Source organism: Halolactibacillus miurensis, assembly GCF_900116255.1.
Classification (GTDB): Bacteria; Bacillota; Bacilli; order Bacillales; family Amphibacillaceae; genus Halolactibacillus; species Halolactibacillus miurensis.
In genome coordinates this window covers 109,098-126,612 of record NZ_FPAI01000007.1, presented here as the reverse complement: position 1 = coordinate 126,612, position 17,515 = coordinate 109,098, and the positions used below count along the sequence as shown (strand labels likewise).

At 38.7% G+C, this 17,515-nt stretch carries 16 protein-coding genes; 13 read left to right on the top strand and 3 right to left on the bottom strand.

Going from position 1 to position 17,515, the window contains the following annotated elements; all coding sequences use genetic code 11:
- The first annotated feature begins 288 nt into the window (after nt 1-288).
- From BM390_RS06720 to BM390_RS15800, 8 genes are all read left to right on the top strand, one after another.
- On the top strand, nt 289-1,230 hold the full coding sequence (locus tag BM390_RS06720) for a VOC family protein (protein WP_062321172.1): 942 nt from the start codon (nt 289-291) through the stop codon (nt 1,228-1,230).
- Between the two features lie 77 nt (nt 1,231-1,307).
- Nucleotides 1,308-1,931: a nitroreductase family protein gene (locus BM390_RS06715; RefSeq protein ID WP_062321174.1), complete on the top strand. Its 624-nt coding sequence runs from the start codon at nt 1,308-1,310 to the stop codon at nt 1,929-1,931.
- A 143-nt stretch (nt 1,932-2,074) separates the two neighbouring features.
- Complete coding sequence (locus tag BM390_RS06710; protein WP_089853605.1) at nt 2,075-3,064, top strand: LacI family DNA-binding transcriptional regulator; 990 nt, start codon at nt 2,075-2,077, stop codon at nt 3,062-3,064.
- A 137-nt stretch (nt 3,065-3,201) separates the two neighbouring features.
- Complete coding sequence (locus tag BM390_RS06705; RefSeq protein WP_062321179.1) at nt 3,202-4,578, top strand: PTS transporter subunit EIIC; 1,377 nt, start codon at nt 3,202-3,204, stop codon at nt 4,576-4,578.
- A 204-nt stretch (nt 4,579-4,782) separates the two neighbouring features.
- Nucleotides 4,783-5,745 (top strand): carbohydrate kinase family protein, encoded by a 963-nt coding sequence (locus BM390_RS06700; protein WP_062321285.1) that lies wholly within the window; start codon nt 4,783-4,785, stop codon nt 5,743-5,745.
- 29 nt (nt 5,746-5,774) lie between these two features.
- Nucleotides 5,775-7,211, top strand: a complete 1,437-nt coding sequence (locus BM390_RS06695; protein WP_218161151.1) for a glycoside hydrolase family 32 protein — start codon at nt 5,775-5,777, stop codon at nt 7,209-7,211.
- Nucleotides 7,212-7,395: 184 nt separating this feature from the next.
- Nucleotides 7,396-8,127 (top strand): type I 3-dehydroquinate dehydratase, encoded by a 732-nt coding sequence (gene aroD / locus BM390_RS06690; protein ID WP_062321184.1) that lies wholly within the window; start codon nt 7,396-7,398, stop codon nt 8,125-8,127.
- 368 nt (nt 8,128-8,495) lie between these two features.
- Nucleotides 8,496-9,704, top strand: coding sequence for a coiled-coil domain-containing protein (locus tag BM390_RS15800; protein ID WP_062321186.1), 1,209 nt, complete (start codon nt 8,496-8,498; stop codon nt 9,702-9,704).
- Nucleotides 9,705-9,836: 132 nt separating this feature from the next.
- On the opposite strand, the gene BM390_RS06680 is transcribed toward BM390_RS15800, so the two are convergent.
- Nucleotides 9,837-10,697: a DegV family protein gene (locus BM390_RS06680; RefSeq protein ID WP_062321188.1), complete on the bottom strand. Its 861-nt coding sequence runs from the start codon at nt 10,695-10,697 to the stop codon at nt 9,837-9,839.
- A gap of 177 nt (nt 10,698-10,874) precedes the next feature.
- On the opposite strand from BM390_RS06680, the gene BM390_RS06675 reads away from it, so the two are divergent.
- From BM390_RS06675 to BM390_RS06665, 3 genes are all read left to right on the top strand, one after another.
- Nucleotides 10,875-11,720 (top strand): YitT family protein, encoded by an 846-nt coding sequence (locus BM390_RS06675; RefSeq protein WP_089853602.1) that lies wholly within the window; start codon nt 10,875-10,877, stop codon nt 11,718-11,720.
- Between the two features lie 336 nt (nt 11,721-12,056).
- Nucleotides 12,057-14,342: an ATP-binding protein gene (locus BM390_RS06670; RefSeq protein ID WP_177220651.1), complete on the top strand. Its 2,286-nt coding sequence runs from the start codon at nt 12,057-12,059 to the stop codon at nt 14,340-14,342.
- Between the two features lie 10 nt (nt 14,343-14,352).
- The gene (locus tag BM390_RS06665) at nt 14,353-15,000 is read left to right on the top strand and encodes a response regulator transcription factor (protein WP_062321194.1); all 648 of its coding nucleotides are present in this window, start codon (nt 14,353-14,355) and stop codon (nt 14,998-15,000) included.
- Nucleotides 15,001-15,051: 51 nt separating this feature from the next.
- Here BM390_RS06665 and BM390_RS06660 read toward each other — a convergent pair whose 3' ends face one another.
- Nucleotides 15,052-15,333 (bottom strand): NifU N-terminal domain-containing protein, encoded by a 282-nt coding sequence (locus BM390_RS06660; protein WP_089853595.1) that lies wholly within the window; start codon nt 15,331-15,333, stop codon nt 15,052-15,054.
- A gap of 4 nt (nt 15,334-15,337) precedes the next feature.
- Nucleotides 15,338-16,159, bottom strand: a complete 822-nt coding sequence (locus tag BM390_RS06655) for a Cof-type HAD-IIB family hydrolase (RefSeq protein ID WP_089853592.1) — start codon at nt 16,157-16,159, stop codon at nt 15,338-15,340.
- 165 nt (nt 16,160-16,324) lie between these two features.
- On the opposite strand from BM390_RS06655, the gene BM390_RS06650 reads away from it, so the two are divergent.
- Together BM390_RS06650 and BM390_RS06645 are read left to right on the top strand one after the other, a co-directional pair.
- Nucleotides 16,325-17,074 carry an alpha/beta fold hydrolase gene (locus BM390_RS06650; protein WP_177220650.1) on the top strand — a complete coding sequence of 250 codons (750 nt, stop codon included), beginning with the start codon at nt 16,325-16,327 and terminating at the stop codon, nt 17,072-17,074.
- A gap of 105 nt (nt 17,075-17,179) precedes the next feature.
- Complete coding sequence (locus BM390_RS06645) at nt 17,180-17,491, top strand: metal-sulfur cluster assembly factor (protein WP_089853585.1); 312 nt, start codon at nt 17,180-17,182, stop codon at nt 17,489-17,491.
- The last annotated feature ends 24 nt before the right edge of the window (nt 17,492-17,515 follow it).

Sequence of the window (17,515 nt, the reverse complement as noted above, 5' to 3'; positions counted from 1 at the left end):
CAGCTGCATAAAAAGAGCCGAAACATGTGAAATATAAGCTTGAAATTATTGGTTAAAACTTCTCGCCAACACCATTTGACAAAGAACCTGATTTAAAACCTATCGTGTCTAGTGCTAAACTTTGGGAGCTCATGTTGAGCTCCTTTTTAGTTTATATAAAATATCTTGAATTCGAAATAAAAATCTTTACTTTACCTATACGTCACGTGTATGATAGTGACAGATAACATTATATAATCGGAAAAATCACGAGGTAGAATACAATTTTAACAAAAGGAGCATAAACACATGACGCTGATATTAGGACACCACCACTTATCAATGATCACCAAACAAGCGCAAAGAAATCATTACTTTTATACTGACGTCCTCGGTATGAGACGCGTGAAGTTAACCGTTAATCAAGACGAACCATCCATGTATCATTTATTTTATGCTGATAGAGTCGGGACACCCGGTACGTCACTGACATTTTTTGAAATACCTGCGGTCGGTAAAACCTATCGAGGCACAAATGCAATCACAAGAATCAGCTTAGTTGTCTCCTCACAAGAAAGTCTCACCTTTTGGCATGATCGGTTAAGGGCTCGTGGAATGGAGATAGAATCTGTATCATCTTATGCAGGATATAACGCACTGTTGTTTGAGGACCCAGAAGGATTACGCTATGCCCTTGTCGTTGCAGAGTCAGAGGCGTTGCGTGCACATGCCCCATGGGATGAGACGGATGTGCCAGAAGCCCACCAAATTAAAGGTATTGGACCGGTTGAAATTACCGTTCGCGATGGGGATAGGATAGGCCAGACTTTGGTCGATATGTTTGGAATGACCAAGGTAAGTGAAGGAGAACAAGAGACCGTTTACCGAGCCGTACTAAATGATATCGCAAGTGAAATCATTATTAAACAACAGGCAGGCGAAGTGGAAAGACCAGGTCGTGGGAGTATTCACCACTTAGCTTTACGAGTAAAAGATGAAGCCGCACTAAGGCAAATAGAAGACAAGATTCAAGAACGCTTTCAGTCGTCTGGTGTGATTGACCGTCATTATTTTAAGAGTCTTTACGTAAGAGAAACGAATGGCATTTTGTTTGAGGTGGCTACCGATGGGCCAGGGTATCTCGTGGATAGTGATGAAGCATCATTAGGTCAAGGGTTAGCCCTTGCGCCAAAACTTGAACCACAAAGAGAAGCGATAGAAAAAGCGCTCATACCAATAGATGACAAATAAATCAAATAATAATGAAAAAATGACGATAAAATCAATATAAAATATGAATAATGAGACGCAATAAGGGGAGTAAACATATGACAGAGTTTCAAACACTTATAAAAGAACGCCGTTCAGCTAGTAATTTTGTGGAGGGGTATGAGGTAACTCAAGAAGCATTAATGAACATTTTCGAGATTGTTAAATACGGCCCATCAGCCTTTAACTTACAACACACGCACTATATTACTGTACTTGATCCGTCGATGAAAAAAGCATTAAAGGAAGCAGCCAATAATCAACATAAGGTTCAAACCGCATCTGCGGTCATTATTGTGACCGGCAGTAAAATAGCGCACGAACAAGCAGGGACAATTTACGAAGGTTTACACTCACTCGGGATCTTAAACAAACAAGAATATGACCTGATGGTGAGTGATACGGTTAATTTCTATCATGCTGGTGGAGAAGTATTTAAGCGTGATGAAGCTATCCGAAACGGGTCATTGTCAGCGATGCTGTTTATGTTGGCAGCAAAAGATCAAGGGTTTGATACGTGTCCTATGATTGGTTTTGATCAACTAAAAGTCAAAGAATTGTTAGAAATTGATGATGATCAAGAAGTCGTTATGATGATCACGTTAGGGAAAGAAAAAGTGTCCAGTAGAAAACCAAGAGGATACCGTAAACCAACGAGCGAATATGTGACGTTTATTAAGTGAAACGATAAAAAAGTCTGTTGCAAAATGAAAACGAATACATTTTTTCTTAAAAAACGGTTGACACATCGATATGATTTGATATAATATAATTGTGAAATCGATTTCAGTTATTTCACCAATCAACTCAATGAGAGGTGAAACGTATGCGTATTAAAGATATTGCCAAACTTGCAGGTGTTTCACCTGCGACTGTTTCAAGAGTCATGAACAACAATGGATATGTAAAAGAAGAAAAGCGTGAAGCGGTATTGAAAGTGATCAAAGAGGTAGACTATCAACCGAATCCTATCGCGCAATCACTGAAAAACCAAAAATCACACATGTTAGGTGTCATTGTACCGAAAATTAGTACCGAAACGGCCAGTCGTGTGGTGGCTGGTGTGACAGAAGTCGCAAAGGTACACGGTTACCAAGTATTAATCGCCAATACAGATTTAGATATCGAGGAAGAAATCAATTATTTAAAGTTTCTTTCGAATAAATCTGTCGATGGGATTATTATGATGGGAACAGAAGTGACCGATCGCCATTTAGCCGTAATGGATAAGTTGGCTGTGCCGATTGTTATTTTAGGACAAGAAGTGAAAGGGTACACATCGATTATTCATAATGATTACGATGCAAGCTTTAGTATGACCGAGTATCTCATCAAACAACATCATCGCGAGATTGCTTTTATCGGTGTTGATGAGAAAGATGAAGCGGTTGGTGTCGTAAGAAAAAAAGCGTATCTAGATTGCTTGAATAAATATGCTGTTAAAGTTGACAGCAAGTTAATGGCTATAGGAGATTTTGATATCGATACAGGTTACCAGATGATGCAACAAATCTTAACGCATAAAACCCCAACGGCCGTATTTGCGGTAACGGATCACTTAGCGATTGGGGCGATTCATGCCTTACTTGATGCCGGACTTCGCGTGCCAGATGACGTTTCTGTTGTCGGCATTGGTGATATTAAACTGGCAGCCTATTTAAACCCACCACTGACAACCGTGCATTACACCTTTAAAACAAGTGGTAAAATGGCCGCTGAAGCTGTCTTCGAACTAATGGAAGATGACACAAAGCAGGGCAAACGATTCATGACCACGTTTGAGTTAAAAACGCGGGCATCGGTAAAAGCTATATAAAAAGAACCATCCGTTCTTTTTTAAAGAAACATGAAATCGATTTCAGTTAATCAATTAAAACAGGATTAAGATGTCTCATACTGGGGAATATCAAGTATGTCATCATATATTTTTAATCAAACTAGGAGGCGAACAAGATGAAATATCAACAAACGCTCGACAAGTTATTTGAAGTTGTTGGTGGTAAAGACAATATTAAGAATTATGAACACTGTGCTACGCGCTTACGGATTATTTTAAAAGATGATAGTAAAGTAGACAAAGCGATGGCAGAAGAAATTCCTGAATCAAAAGGTTATTTCTTTAACACAGGCCAACACCAATTTATCTTCGGGACAGGCAAAGTAAATGCGGTCTATGCAGATTTAAAAGCAGTGATGGGTGACAGTGATAGTGAAGAATCAAATGGTAACTTTAAAGAAGATGTGTATAAAAATCTAAATCCTGTTCAGCGTGTAATTAGAACGTTAGCCGACATTTTAGTACCACTTATTCCAGCCTTAGTAACAACGGGTTTGCTTATGGGGATTAGAGGACTACTCCTTGAACTAGGTGTTGAAATTGGTGATACCGGCTTAGCGTTATTTGGGATGCTGACTGATACTGCTTTTGCCTTCTTACCAGTATTGATTGCGTATAGTGCGACAAAGAAATTCGGTGGTAATCCAATCATTGGTATTGTTGTCGGTTTAATGATGGTCGCACCGCAATTACCAAACGCATGGGCAGTTGCTGGTGGTGATGCTGAAGCGATGACCGTATTTGGCATTGATTTAGTTGGTTATCAAGGTTCAATTATCCCAGCCATTATTGCTGGTTGGATGATTTCAAAATTAGAAAAAGTTTTACGTAAAGTAGTACCTGAAATGATGGATTTAGTTGTGACACCATTTATTAGTTTAACAGTGACGATTACTGTTATGTTATTTATCTTAGGACCTATTTTACAAACTGTTGAACACGGTGTCATTGAATCTATTATTTTCTTAATTGAGGCTCCATTAGGTATTGGATATGTTATTTACGCAGCATTCCAACAATTACTTGTTATTACCGGGTTACACCATTCATTATCCATTATCGAAATTAGTTTGTTAAATGATACTGGACAGAACGTTCTTAATACACTTGGTACTGCAAGTATGGCTGGTCAATTTGGTGCAGCCATTGCTACTGCACTCTTATTGAAAAACAAAATTAAAAGAAGTAATGCATTGTCATCAACAGCATCAACGCTATTCGGCATTACAGAGCCATTATTATTTGGGGTAAACTTACGTCACTTCAGAATCTTTGTATCTGGAATGATTGGAGGAGCAGCAGGTGGTTTAGTGACATCACTATTAGGATTAGCTGGTACAGGGATGGGTATCACATTTATCCCAGGTTTATTACTATACACAAGTAGCCTTTGGATGCTAGCGCAATATCTAATTGTAATTGCTGTAGCCTTTGTTGTAGGCTTTGTTCTGGTAAGAATTCAATCACAAAGTATTGCAAAAGAGATAAATTAAAAACAGATTTATTAATGCGAATAGGGTATAGGGCATCTGCCCTGTACCCTTAGTGTTGTTCAAGTATACCAATAAACATAGCGTGTAAATCACTATAAATAGGGGTATAACTTAACATAGCTTATGTAAAAGTAGTCTAAAGAGAAGGTTAAGTGTTTGAATAAGAAGAAAGTTATAGATGTTAAAATGAGAGGGATGACTGTAATGAACGACGTATATAGTATTGGTGAAGCACTGATTGATTTTATTCCAAGTGTGACGGATTCAGATTTAAAAGACGTGTCTAGTTTTAAACGGGTGATGGGTGGCGCGCCGGCAAATGTTGCGATGACGGTGAGTAAGTTAGGTGGAAAGAGCCGGTTTATCTCTAAACTAGGTAAAGATGCCTTTGGTGATCATATTACGGAACAATTAGAACAGTATGGCGTTGATACGACGTATTTACTAAAAACAGACGAAGCGAATACAGGGCTTGCGTTTGTATCATTAAAAAAAGACGGGCAACGAGATTTTTCATTTTATCGTAAGCCTAGTGCTGATATGTTACTGAGTGATACAGAGGTGAAAGATATTCCTTTTAATAAAGGTGACCTGTTACACTTTTGTTCAGTCGATTTAATTGAAGCGCCAGTAAAGTATGCTCATAAACAAGTGATTGAAGATGCGATTCGCCAAGGAGCAACGATTAGTTTTGATCCTAATGTCAGACTCCCACTTTGGCCAGATGAAGCAAGTTGTAAAGAAGCGATTCAGTCATTCTTGCCACTTGCTGATATCGTCAAAGTATCGGATGAAGAACTCACGTTTATTACAGGAATTAAAGATGAACAAGAAGCTTTACAATCTCTATTTAAAGAACGGGTCAAATGTGTCATTTATACAAAAGGTAAAGACGGCGCCGTTTTGTTAATGAAAGGTTTTAATGTCGCACACCATGGTTTTAAAGTTGAGGCGATTGATACAACTGGGGCAGGAGATGCGTTTATTGGCTCGTTTTTATATCAATTAGCTGAGCTAGAAAAAATCACTGACCTAACAGAAGAAGGTGCGCGCGATATGTTAACCTTTAGTAATGCTTTTGCGGCACTCACAACAACAAAGCACGGGGCGGTTGAGTCCTTACCAACGATTGAAGCGACCAAAGCATTCATCCATCAACAGAATTAAAGAAAGAAATAGGACAGGGGGATGTATCAATGAATCCATTACATGACGAAATGAAACAACGCTATAAAGCAATGATGGCATCGTTTGAAGCGAATGATCAAGATCCTTATCGGCTGCATTTTCATGTGATGCCACCGACAGGTTGGCTGAATGATCCGAATGGCGCTTGTCAAGTAGACGGTCTCTATCATCTCTATTATCAATACTCACCGTATGATGCGGCGGGAGGTTTAAAATATTGGGGGCATTATACATCAACTGATCTCGTCCACTTTGATGATGCAGGACTAGCGTTATTACCTGATCAACCGTATGACCTCCATGGTGTCTATTCAGGTAGTGCGTTTGAAGAAGATGGTGTGATCCATTATTTTTACACCGGAAACGTGAAGCATTTAGGTGACCATGATTATATTACCTCAGGACGAGAACAAAATACGATTCATGCCGTTAGCTATGACGGCGGGATGACAATTCAAAATAAAGAGGTTGTCATAGATTCAAAAGATTATCCAGCCGTATTCAGCAACCATATTCGAGACCCGAAAATCAGAAAAATTAATGGCATGTACTATATGATTCTTGGTGCACGCAATCGTCACGATGAAGGGCTGGTTATGTTGTATAAATCCGTTAACTTAAAGGATTGGGACTATCATGGTCCTTACTTTGGTCCAGAGGTAGGTATGGGCTATATGTGGGAATGTCCCGACTTTTTCGAGTTAAACAATAAAGAAGTATTAATCGTCTCACCTCAAGGTATGGAGCCAGATGGCTTATTGTATCAAAACGTCTATCAGTCAGGGTATTACCTTGGAGAGATGGATGAAGAACACGTCACATTTAAACCAACCAGTCACTTTTATGAACTGGATCATGGTTTTGACTTTTATGCACCACAAACATTTGAAGATGAACAAGGCCGGCGAATTATGTGGGCCTGGATGGGCTTACCTGATGCCGATTATGATAATCCGCTTGACTATGACTGGCAACATGCGATGACACTACCGCGTGTCTTAACGGTGGAAAACCATCAACTTATGCAGCGACCACATCCAAATTATCAAACACTTCGTCATAACGAAGACCGTCGTCAGCTTCAATTAAGTGAAGGCGCTTATGAATATTTCACTGGTAAGGTCGCAGAACTCCTTGTGACAATTGAACAAGTAAAAGATTTGAGTATCACCATCCGGTCAGATGTGACGTTATCGTATGATGATGACACGAAACAATTGACATTAACACTCGGTGACGCTGGTAGAGGACGTCAAACACGTGCCGTTGACTTAACCGCCTTAAATCAACTTCAGTGCTTCGTTGATCATTCGTCATTAGAAGTGTTTATCAATGATGGTGAACAGGTGATGACCACACGGATGTATCCAAAAGCTGATGAAGAAAAGCTAGAATTAACAGGTGACGTCAAAGGGACCGTTACCCATTGGTCACTACAAAAATAATCGTCACCCTTAATCAACAGACAAACAGCCATCAACCAATGGTGGCAGTTTGTCTGTTTTTAAGGTACAATAAAAACTCAAGTGTCAGAATAATCAAAACATAACTGAAGCTATGACTAAAAAGACAAGCAGCATAATTAATTAAGAGATATGAGACACACATACTCAAGGAGAGGGCTAAACGATGAAGATAAAACATATATCATTTGATTCTAAAACAACACCAAAGGTTTGTGTGGCGATTATTGCTACAACAGAGGCAGCGTTTATTATGGATTGGCAAGAGACGAAACGAGAAGATATTGATGTCATCGAGTGGCGGGCAGACTATTTTACGGGTGATGATTCAGCGATTCTTACCTTATTAGAAAAAGAACACCGCCCTGTCATATACACCATCCGAACGAAAGAAGAAGGCGGGGAACTGCCGTATCAAAAAGATCAGTACATAATCCGCTATAAACAAGCGATTGATTCAGGTGTGATTGATGTGATTGATCTTGAATGGGCAAGAGATTATGAAGGAAAAACGATGTTAATAGATTATGCTAAAGCAAAAGGCGTCAAAGTGATCACGTCCTATCACGACTTTCATTCAACACCAAGTTATGAAGACGGTAAGAAGTTACTTAGCGCTCTTGCTAACGATGGTGGTGACATAGTGAAATTAGCTGTGATGCCAGAATCCAAACAAGATGTCCTCACGCTGCTAGCACTAACTGTGGAAGCAGAATATTTAATCACTCAGCCAGTTATTACGATGTCCATGGGAGAACAAGGAACAATTAGTCGTCTCCTCGGGGAATGGACAGGCTCCATTTTAACTTTTGGTTCGGTCTCACAAGCATCCGCTCCCGGTCAATTATCTGTCACTCAATTAACACACTCCCTTCAAGACTTACATCGTTATTTCTGATTGTGTGTCATGACACACCCAGTGAATGGACGTTAACCCTTATAGATCGAGGGATATCTTCCATTCGCTGGGTGTTTTTCTTGTGTTCAATAATCGTCCGCGGACAAAGGGATAACCGTATCATCATATTTATATCAGGAAGATTTCATTATACGAAAGGAGACAAAGTCGCTTGTTAATTATCTGATAATTATGGGTTAGGTACAAACTTTGTAACATAATTGTAATACAATTAAAATTGTCCTGACACCTTTGCGTGTTATACTAGCGTCACTGAGGAAATTAACGAAAGAATCTTGGTAACGTTTACAAATCAAGGTTCTATAACTAATATATGACAAATTATAAAAAGAAATGAGTGAATGTCTGTGTTTGGTAAAAAAATTCTCGCAAGTCTTATCGTCTCATCAAGTCTCTTATTTGCATCGCCTTTATTAAGTGATAGTGTATCTGCAGAAACAGAAAGTGAGCTTAAACAGGAACGTGAAGAAGTACAAGCAAAGCTCGCTGAAAAGAAAGCAGAGTTAGAAACACTACAAGAAGAAATGGTCGCACTTGAAGACCAAATTGAACGCACGAATGAAGCGATTGAGTCTAATGAAACGACCATCACAGAAACAACAGAAGCAATCGAAGAAACAAAAGCTGAAGTGACAACTTTAGAAGAAGAGATTGCTAATTTGGAAGAAGATATCGAGAAACGCCGCGATATTTTAAAAGACCGCATGGTCGCACTTCAAAAAAATGGCGGAACAGTGAGTTATATTGAAGTCATTTTTGGTGCTGAAAGCTTTTTAGATTTTATTGAACGTGTCACAATGATTAATAAAATTACTCAGTCAGATCAAAAACTATTAGATCAAATCAGTGAAGCACAAGATGTGGTTGAAACTAAAAAAGTAGAAGTAGAAGATAAATTAACATCACTTGAAGCAACAATGGAAGAATTAGAATTGATGCAAGCGCAATTGGAAGACCAAAAGGCGCAACATCAAGAAAATATCGATACATTAACAGAACAACAAGAAAAAAGTGAACAATTAGTAAGAGACTTAGAATTAGAAGCAAGTGATCTTACGCAAATGATTGAAGATATTCGTGCACGTAACAGTCAAGCACAAACGTCAACGAGTGATCCTTCGCAATACACAGACGATTCTTCATCTGCACCTACGGTAAGTGCAGGTAGTGGGAATACAAGTAATATCATTTCAGCTGGTTACAAATACATTGGTAATTCAACATATAAATTCGGTGGCGGACGGTCACAATACGATATTTCACGTGGGTTATTTGATTGTTCAGGTTATGTCTCTTGGGCATTTAGACAAGAAGGTATTCATATCCCAAGTAGTACATCAGGCTTGCAATATACAGGGACGAAAGTTCCTTACAGCCAAGTTCAACCAGGTGATATCGTCTTCTTTAACACATATAAGACAAATGGACACGTTGGTATCTACGTCGGTAACGGTAAATTTATCGGTTCTCAAACATCAACAGGTGTAGCAATCGCAGATATGACATCAGGTTATTGGGCAAGTAAATTTAGCGGTCATGTACGTCGCGTGAACTAATAAGGTTATTATAAAGCCGTAAGAGTGAAACATGCTCTTACGGCTTTATTCGTATTAATGAATAAAGAAACACATGAAAAAACCTCGCTTCTTAAGATGCGAGGTTATAAGGATTATTTATAAGGATTATAATTAGTGCACGGGTTTACTTGGGAAAAAGATTGCAATCGTACCTGGGCCGGTATGTGAACCAATGGCAGCACCAATCATACGAATCTCAACAGCTTTAACACCGAAGCGTTCTTTAATTTCATCTGCCAACATTTCAGCATTGTCTAAACAATCACTATGGCTAATACCGACAATCTGATCTTTTAAATCAATACTGCGTTCTTCCATCATATCGAGCAAACGTTTGTATGCTTTTTTTGTACCGCGTATCTTTTCTAAAGGAATAAGTTTTCCATCAGCAACATGTAAGATTGGTTTGATTTTAAGCAATGTCCCCATAAAAGCCGCCGTTTTAGAGACGCGTCCACCGCGGTAGAGATATTCCAAATCATCAACTGTGAAGATATGTTCCATATGTTCCGCATAGTACTGGCTTTGAGCAACGATTTGATCAATAGATTGCCCTTCATTTGCTAATCGCGCTGCTTCTTTTACGACTAAGCCGTAACCAAATGAGGCAGATAGCGTATCAATCACCCGAATATCTGCTTCTGGGAAGTCATCAAGGACCGCGTCTCGTGCGATCGTAGCTGATTGATAGGTACCAGATAAGGCAGAAGAGAAAGCTAAGTAAAGGCAGGTATCCTTGTTTTCAGCACATTGTCTGAATACGGTTTCGAACTGATCAGGTGTAACTTGAGAAGTTTTCGGACTTTTACCCTCTCGCATTTCATCATAGACGTACAGTGGCTCAATATTTTCACCATCTAAATAAGTTTCTTCATTAATTAAGACTGAAAGACTGACACGGGATATGTTAAGTGATGAAAAGTCCTCTTGACTGAGATCACTTGCTGAATCCGCGATAATTTTAACTGTCATATATATTCCCTCCTTAAGGACGAGTAAAAAAAGATTTGCATCCTATTACTATCTAGTTTATAGTGTAGGGTGGTGTTCGTCAAAGGTTTTTGCTAAATTCGTTTAAAGTGTAAAGAATTGTGAAATAGGGAAACATTTAATATAGATGATTAATGAAACGTATAGGAGGGAACTGACGTGTTTTTATTTGAGGTCAAACGAATCGTGATTGTGATTATAGGTGCACTGATTAACGCCATTGCGCTTAATTTCTTCTTCATTAGTGCCGATGTATATGCGAGTGGTTTTACCGGGGTAGCACAACTGTTATCAACGGTATTTAGTCAATTTTTTAATATTGATTTTATATCAACAGGGATTTTACTCTTACTTTTAAATATTCCTATCTTTCTGATGGGGTGGTTTAAAGTAGGGAAGCACTTTACGTTATATAGTATGTTATCTGTCGGTATGTCTACCTTCTTTTTAGAACTTATTCCTGTTTATAGCTTTTCTGATGACATTATGTTAAATGCTGTATTTGGTGGGGTCCTCGGTGGTTTTGCGGTTGGAATCACGCTCAAATGGGGGGCATCAACGGGTGGTTCTGATATTTTAGCGATGATTTTATCGCGAATGAAAGATCGTCCCATCGGTATTTACCTTATGATTGTCAACGGGATTATTATCTTCTTCGCCGGCTTGCTTAATGAGCCAGAGAATGCGCTTTATACGTTACTTGCCCTCTATGTTGCGACGCGGGTCATTGACGGAATTCATACTCGTCATGAAAAAGTAACGGCGATGATTGTGACGAAGAAAACAGATGAGTTATCAAGTGCGATTCATGAACAAGTGGTACGAGGTATTACCATCTTACCAGCTAGAGGCGCATATACGAAGGAAGATAAGTCAATGTTAGTCGTTGTTATTACCCGTTATGAATTGTATGATTTAGAACGGATCATTTATGAAACAGACCCTGAAGCGTTCACTAATATTGTACAAACAGCCGGTGTATTTGGCTTCTTTAGAAGAGAATAGAAGGGAAAAATACACAGTTAATAACTTGCTTAATTGTAAAACCGACACCACGTGGCGGTAATTTTTATTAAATTGTCGGTTCAATATTTACTTAGCTATGCTAAAATAAAAGGGAAGTAAACACTATGTCACTACATAGGAAACACATTACCTCCCCTAATGGCTATATTTCGACAATTCGGTAATGTTAAGGTAAAAGCTCGTGGCGATTATGTCCCCCGAGCTTTTTTTCTGTCTATAAAAATTATTAGCCGCATAATACTTATGAAGCTAATAGTCAATGTGTGCTACACTAAAACAAGCAAATACATGGTTGGGAAATGGAGCTTACAGGTTATGGGAAAACGTTTAAACTTATCTTATTCACAAATCATGATGGTGATGACGGTCACTACTATTATTATTTTTAGTTATTTATTTTTTAATAATTTACAGCCTTTTACCGGCATCAGTGTAGGTGAAACAAGTGAGTCACATACATATGTCATTACCCACTTGCATCGTTTAGGATGGGGAAAAGCCGTTGGTTTATCAGAAGGCGATCTTATTGTGTCAATTAACGACACCCCACCTAGTCAGCATGAAACGATTATAAGAAAGATGAAAGTAGAACAAGTAGACACACTCACGATTGAACGGGATGATCGTCAATTAAGTTACCGCGTGAGATATGTACCGGATATTTTCCTGCAGTACTTCTTTTATTTACTTTTACCGAGTGTCTATTTTCTAATCAGCATCTTTTTTGTGTATATTAATCTGAAGCGTAAGGACACGGGATTAAGTATGCTGTTGATTACGTTAACGATGTTTATTATTAGTGTGGCGTACAACGCCTCTAGTTTACAGATCAAATTATACCCGATAGCTGAGCTGATTTTAATCATCAGTTTTTTAATGGCACCGAGCTTGTTCTTTCATTTTGTGTATCAATTTTTCAAAGAGAGACGAGCGGTATGGTTTAGTTGGTGGATGGTCCAGTCACTTTATTTATTTAGTGCTGTTACGATTGTGTTTGCTTTATTCGTTTATGATCAACTCGCTGTCAATGACTTAATCTTACCGGCCTTTAGTATCAGCGTATTCTGGATTCTCGTTCAAATGATCACTGGTCTCACGCAATTAAAAAAAGAATCGGATAAGGATACGCTTTATGGCTTATTTTATGCGATTGGTCTTGGCGTCTTGCCCTATATCTTCTTTTATATCATTCCTTACTTTGTGCTAGGTGAAGGCATTATCCCTTTTGAATATGTCAATGTGTTTTTCTTCTTTATTCCAATGGGTCTAATGTATATGATTTTAACCAATCAACTTTATTTATTACGGGTACAAATCAAAAAGCTGCCATATTATCTGATTTTGTCGACATTTTTATCTGCCGTCATTACTTTACTTCATTTAATGTTGTTTGAAAGTTCCTTTCAATTTAGAAAAGAATTTAGTTTATTTTCATACACTTTGATCATTATTTTAGGATTATTTTTTGCGAAGAAACAATTAGAACATTACTTTAAACCACAACTGTTCGTCTCGGCAAACGATTTTCAAGCGAGTTATTACCGTTTCAGTACACAACTACAAACGCATCATACAAGGGGAGATGTGATTCAAAGCTTTGTGAGAGAAATAAAAGAAGTCATCCCGCTTGAACATTTTAAAGTACTTAAACACCGATCGATGACGATGCCTCATATTAAGACGCATCGCTTACCAGACCGTTATATACCACTGCTTAACTTTTATGTTAATCAGCGCCTCGTTGTTGGTCGACTTAATGGCCGTTTTGGTCTTTATGCGATTCCTATCAATAACTATAAGGGCGAATTGTTTATCTTTTTCTTCCAGCCAAAACAAGTGTTAAATCAGGAACAATTAAACTATGTCACGACCCTCGTGCAATTTGTAGATTTAGCACTTAAAAACAGAACAAAAATCGAAGATTTATTAGAAGAACTCGAACAAGCGAAACATCATGATAATATGGAGTGGTTATCGCGATTGCTATTTGAATGGTCCGAACTTGAACGTAAACAACTCGCGCTCGATTTACATGATACTTTTTTACAAGATTTAATTGTACTCAAGCGCGACTTAGAAAGCTTGCGTAAATCAAATAGAAGTCGTACCGAAGAATACAAAGCGATGGAAGAGCGGATGCAAGACATTATTTTTGATATGAGAGAAACAACGCGTCATCTATATCCAACCATTCTTGATGAAGTTGGGTTGCTTGAAGCAATCAAAGAACTGATCGAGAAATTCGAGCTTCAGTGCAATAGCAAACTATACTTGGACACCAATTTAGAGCCCTCTTTTTATCAGTCTCGTTTTATTCAATTACTTGTGTATCGTGCGGTCCAAGAGCTCTTAACAAATGCCAATAAGCATGCAAAAGCAAGTAAAGTTAACTTAACTATTAAGCATGAACAAACAGGTATAAAGATTGATTATAAAGATGACGGCGTCGGTGTTGATTTAAAAAAACAGTCATCCGATGGGGTTCATCACTTAGGTTTATTTGCATTAAATGAACGTATTAAAAGTTTTAAGGGGACGTTTGAATTTGAATCAACGGTAGGTAAAGGCGTCACTGTGCACATTTATATTCCATATAGTTAGGAGAGAAGCTATGCCATATCATATCTTACTAGTCGATGATCATAAGATTGTCGGTGAAGGAACGAAACGTTTATTAGAAGAAACAGGAGATTTAATGATAGACTATGTCTCAACAGGTGAAGCGGCCTTGTTGAAAATGACGACCTGTTTATATGATTTATATATTGTCGACTTGCATATGCCTCAGATGAATGGCATCGAATTAACTCAAAGTATTAAAGATTATCATTCAAGTGCCCGTATTTTAATCTATACCGGCTATGATACGACCGCTTACTTTAATAAACTTGTTCAGTTAGGTGCCGTTGGATTTATTAGTAAGAACTTTTCCAATGATCAACTGATTTATGCTGTGATGTGTGCGCTGAATGATTTGGCTGTTATTCCACAGGAATGGTTAAATGCGTTAAAGCGAGATGGGCAAAAAGTGATGGTTGGTAGTGGTCGACGCGTGTCTTTAACTGAAGTTGAGCATGACGTCTTACGCTATGTTGAGAAAGGTTACTCAAATGATGAGATCGCCTCAGAAATTCATGTGAGTAAACGAACCGTTGAGCGTTATTTAACGAAAATTTTCCAAAAAATGCACGTCACCTCACGTGCCGATGCGATTACAGAAGGTAAACGATTAGGGATATTAGTTGAACTGGATTTTTAAATATTAACAAAGGACTAAGACAAGCATCTTAGTCCTTTGTTTGGAAACGTATTAGTCGGTTTCCTCGCCTGCCAAACCAAATGCCGTCATCACAGCCGTTACACTAGGGATTAATTGATCCCAATGTACATTTGGTTCTTTAATGATGGTAATAAACGTTTGGTAACCGAAAACATGGTTGACCCCGTCAAGTGTGAGGAGGTCGTTGAGAATCTGATAATCACTGACCTCACCTTTATGGACGGGATAACTATCTGTTCCGTCAAATATTTGGTTCGGGGACGTGAATTTCATCGCGAGTGGATTAGGGGTCTTTTCAATCAAAATGGACATACAATCACTCCTTATCAAACTCAAAATAAGCTTCTAAGAATTGTGCTACACCATCATTGTCATTTGTGTCGGTCGTTTCATTGATGACGGCATTAAGACAATCATTACCATTAGCCATTTTCACACCAATGCCAGCGTAATCAAGCATCTCTATATCGTTATCCTCATCGCCAAAAGCAATGACATTAGCTTGGTCCACATGGTAATAGTGGGCGATTCGCTTTAAACCGACCGCTTTATTCATGCCTTCACGGACGATTTCAATCATATTCCAAGGCGCACCCCATCGGTGATGTTCAATAACGTCCGCGTGATCATCATCAAGACGCTTGCGCAACGCTTCAACGTGGTGATCTTTCGGATGAATTAAGATTGATGTTGGATCACTCGTTAAGCTATTTTTTAAGCTACCAATTTTAATCGGATCTTTTTCTTTTTGGGTGTGCAGGATGGTCATAATCTCTTCATCATAGCGGTCGAGATAGACGTCATCTTTTACTTCAGCCATAATATTATTGACTTCAAATTCGTAACATGTTTGAATGATTTTCTTCGCGGTTCTTATCCCTAATGGGGAATGCAAAGCTTCCCAATTTTTATCTGTTGGGTGGTGTAACAGGGCACCATTAAAATTCACCATTGGTGTATCAAGTCCGAGTTCATGATAGTAATCAATGCTGGCCCGGTGTGGTCGACCTGTCGCAATAACAACAGTATGACCAAGGGCACGCACTTGATCAATCGCGCGTTTATTTCTGGTGCTGATGGTTTGTGTTGATGTTAGTAACGTTCCATCTAAATCTAAGGCTATTAAATGTTTTTTCATATTTTTTTCACTCTCCACTTCTAGACATAAGTGTAAAGAAAAAAAGGCCGCCTGTAAAGTAAATATCTCGTAAAAGGTTATAAGTGGTAATTTTTATGAGGGCGTGATAAAGTAAGAGAGAAAAAGAGCAATATAAAAGGACAAACAGATGAAAGAGGGATGTTGATGCGTGTTGAAACAATCGAACTAAAAGATCAAAAACTTACAGTGTGTCAGCCTAACGTCAATCATATGATGCCGATTGAAACCATTGTCTATTACCACGGTGTTGGCGGTGAAGGTATCGATGAGTTGCCTCTGGCGTATCAATTAGTCAAACAAGGGTATCGTGTGATTTTACCTGATGCTTATTTACATAGTCGAGCTAATCGGGCTTCTCGCTCGACACAAAACGCGCGTTTTTTTGAGATTATCGATGTGACCAGTCAACGCCTTGCGGTGATTTATGATTGGATCAAAGAGAAGACAGGAAAGGATGAACCCACGTTATATGTCGGCGGGACAAGTATGGGTGGCATCATTACCGCCATGAGTCTGACACAGTACCCGTTTATTAAGAAGGCAGCGATGTTGATGGGGAGCGCAAAACTGGTTGACTTCTATCATTATATTACCGCTGAATTAAAGAAGGGTGATTTTCCCCTGTCTGAAACAGAAGAACAACAGTTATTACGGCATTTAGCCACACGCGACTTGAGTCAAAATATTGCTGCGCTGGGCCACCGGGACCTTTTCATTTGGCACGGTCAAGCGGATGACTATGTCCCGTTTCATTTAACCGATCAATTTGCGCAGGAGTTAAATGACCATACTGACTATAAAGGTCATCTGACCTATGTAAAAGAACCAAATCAAGGTCATAGAGTCAGTCGTTTAGCCAGAGAAGCGTGTTGTCAATTCTTTACGCAATCATAAGGATCGGATGAATTAAGCGAAAGTCATTTAAATTTGATAAGAAATTGTATATACTAAAGATAAGTTTTTCAAACAAAAAGTAAAGAAAGATGGAGGGATCTAACAATGGATGAGGCACTACAAGAAAATATGCTGGGCGCATTGGAAAATGTCATTGACCCTGAGCTAGGAATAGATATTGTTAATTTAGGTCTTGTATATGGCGTGGACTTAAATGAGGAAGGAACAGCGGTTGTGACGATGACATTAACAGCCATGGGATGTCCACTCGCTGGACACATTGAAGCGGATGTGAAGCGTGCGCTAATGGAATTACCAGAAGTTAAAGACACAGAAGTGAATATTGTTTGGTCGCCACCATGGAGTAAAGACCGGATGTCACGTTATGCTAAGATTGCCTTAGGTATACCGGATTGATTGAATAAAGAGAACCCGATTTGG

Coding starts and splice junctions, on each gene's coding strand:
- BM390_RS06720 (WP_062321172.1), top strand. CDS start 289: ATGACGCTGATATTAGGACACCACCACTTATCAATGATCACCAAACAA.
- BM390_RS06715 (WP_062321174.1), top strand. CDS start 1,308: ATGACAGAGTTTCAAACACTTATAAAAGAACGCCGTTCAGCTAGTAAT.
- BM390_RS06710 (WP_089853605.1), top strand. CDS start 2,075: ATGCGTATTAAAGATATTGCCAAACTTGCAGGTGTTTCACCTGCGACT.
- BM390_RS06705 (WP_062321179.1), top strand. CDS start 3,202: ATGAAATATCAACAAACGCTCGACAAGTTATTTGAAGTTGTTGGTGGT.
- BM390_RS06700 (WP_062321285.1), top strand. CDS start 4,783: ATGAACGACGTATATAGTATTGGTGAAGCACTGATTGATTTTATTCCA.
- BM390_RS06695 (WP_218161151.1), top strand. CDS start 5,775: ATGAATCCATTACATGACGAAATGAAACAACGCTATAAAGCAATGATG.
- aroD (WP_062321184.1), top strand. CDS start 7,396: ATGAAGATAAAACATATATCATTTGATTCTAAAACAACACCAAAGGTT.
- BM390_RS06680 (WP_062321188.1), bottom strand. CDS start 10,697: ATGACAGTTAAAATTATCGCGGATTCAGCAAGTGATCTCAGTCAAGAG.
- BM390_RS06670 (WP_177220651.1), top strand. CDS start 12,057: ATGGGAAAACGTTTAAACTTATCTTATTCACAAATCATGATGGTGATG.
- BM390_RS06665 (WP_062321194.1), top strand. CDS start 14,353: ATGCCATATCATATCTTACTAGTCGATGATCATAAGATTGTCGGTGAA.
- BM390_RS06660 (WP_089853595.1), bottom strand. CDS start 15,333: ATGTCCATTTTGATTGAAAAGACCCCTAATCCACTCGCGATGAAATTC.
- BM390_RS06655 (WP_089853592.1), bottom strand. CDS start 16,159: ATGAAAAAACATTTAATAGCCTTAGATTTAGATGGAACGTTACTAACA.
- BM390_RS06650 (WP_177220650.1), top strand. CDS start 16,325: ATGCGTGTTGAAACAATCGAACTAAAAGATCAAAAACTTACAGTGTGT.
- BM390_RS06645 (WP_089853585.1), top strand. CDS start 17,180: ATGGATGAGGCACTACAAGAAAATATGCTGGGCGCATTGGAAAATGTC.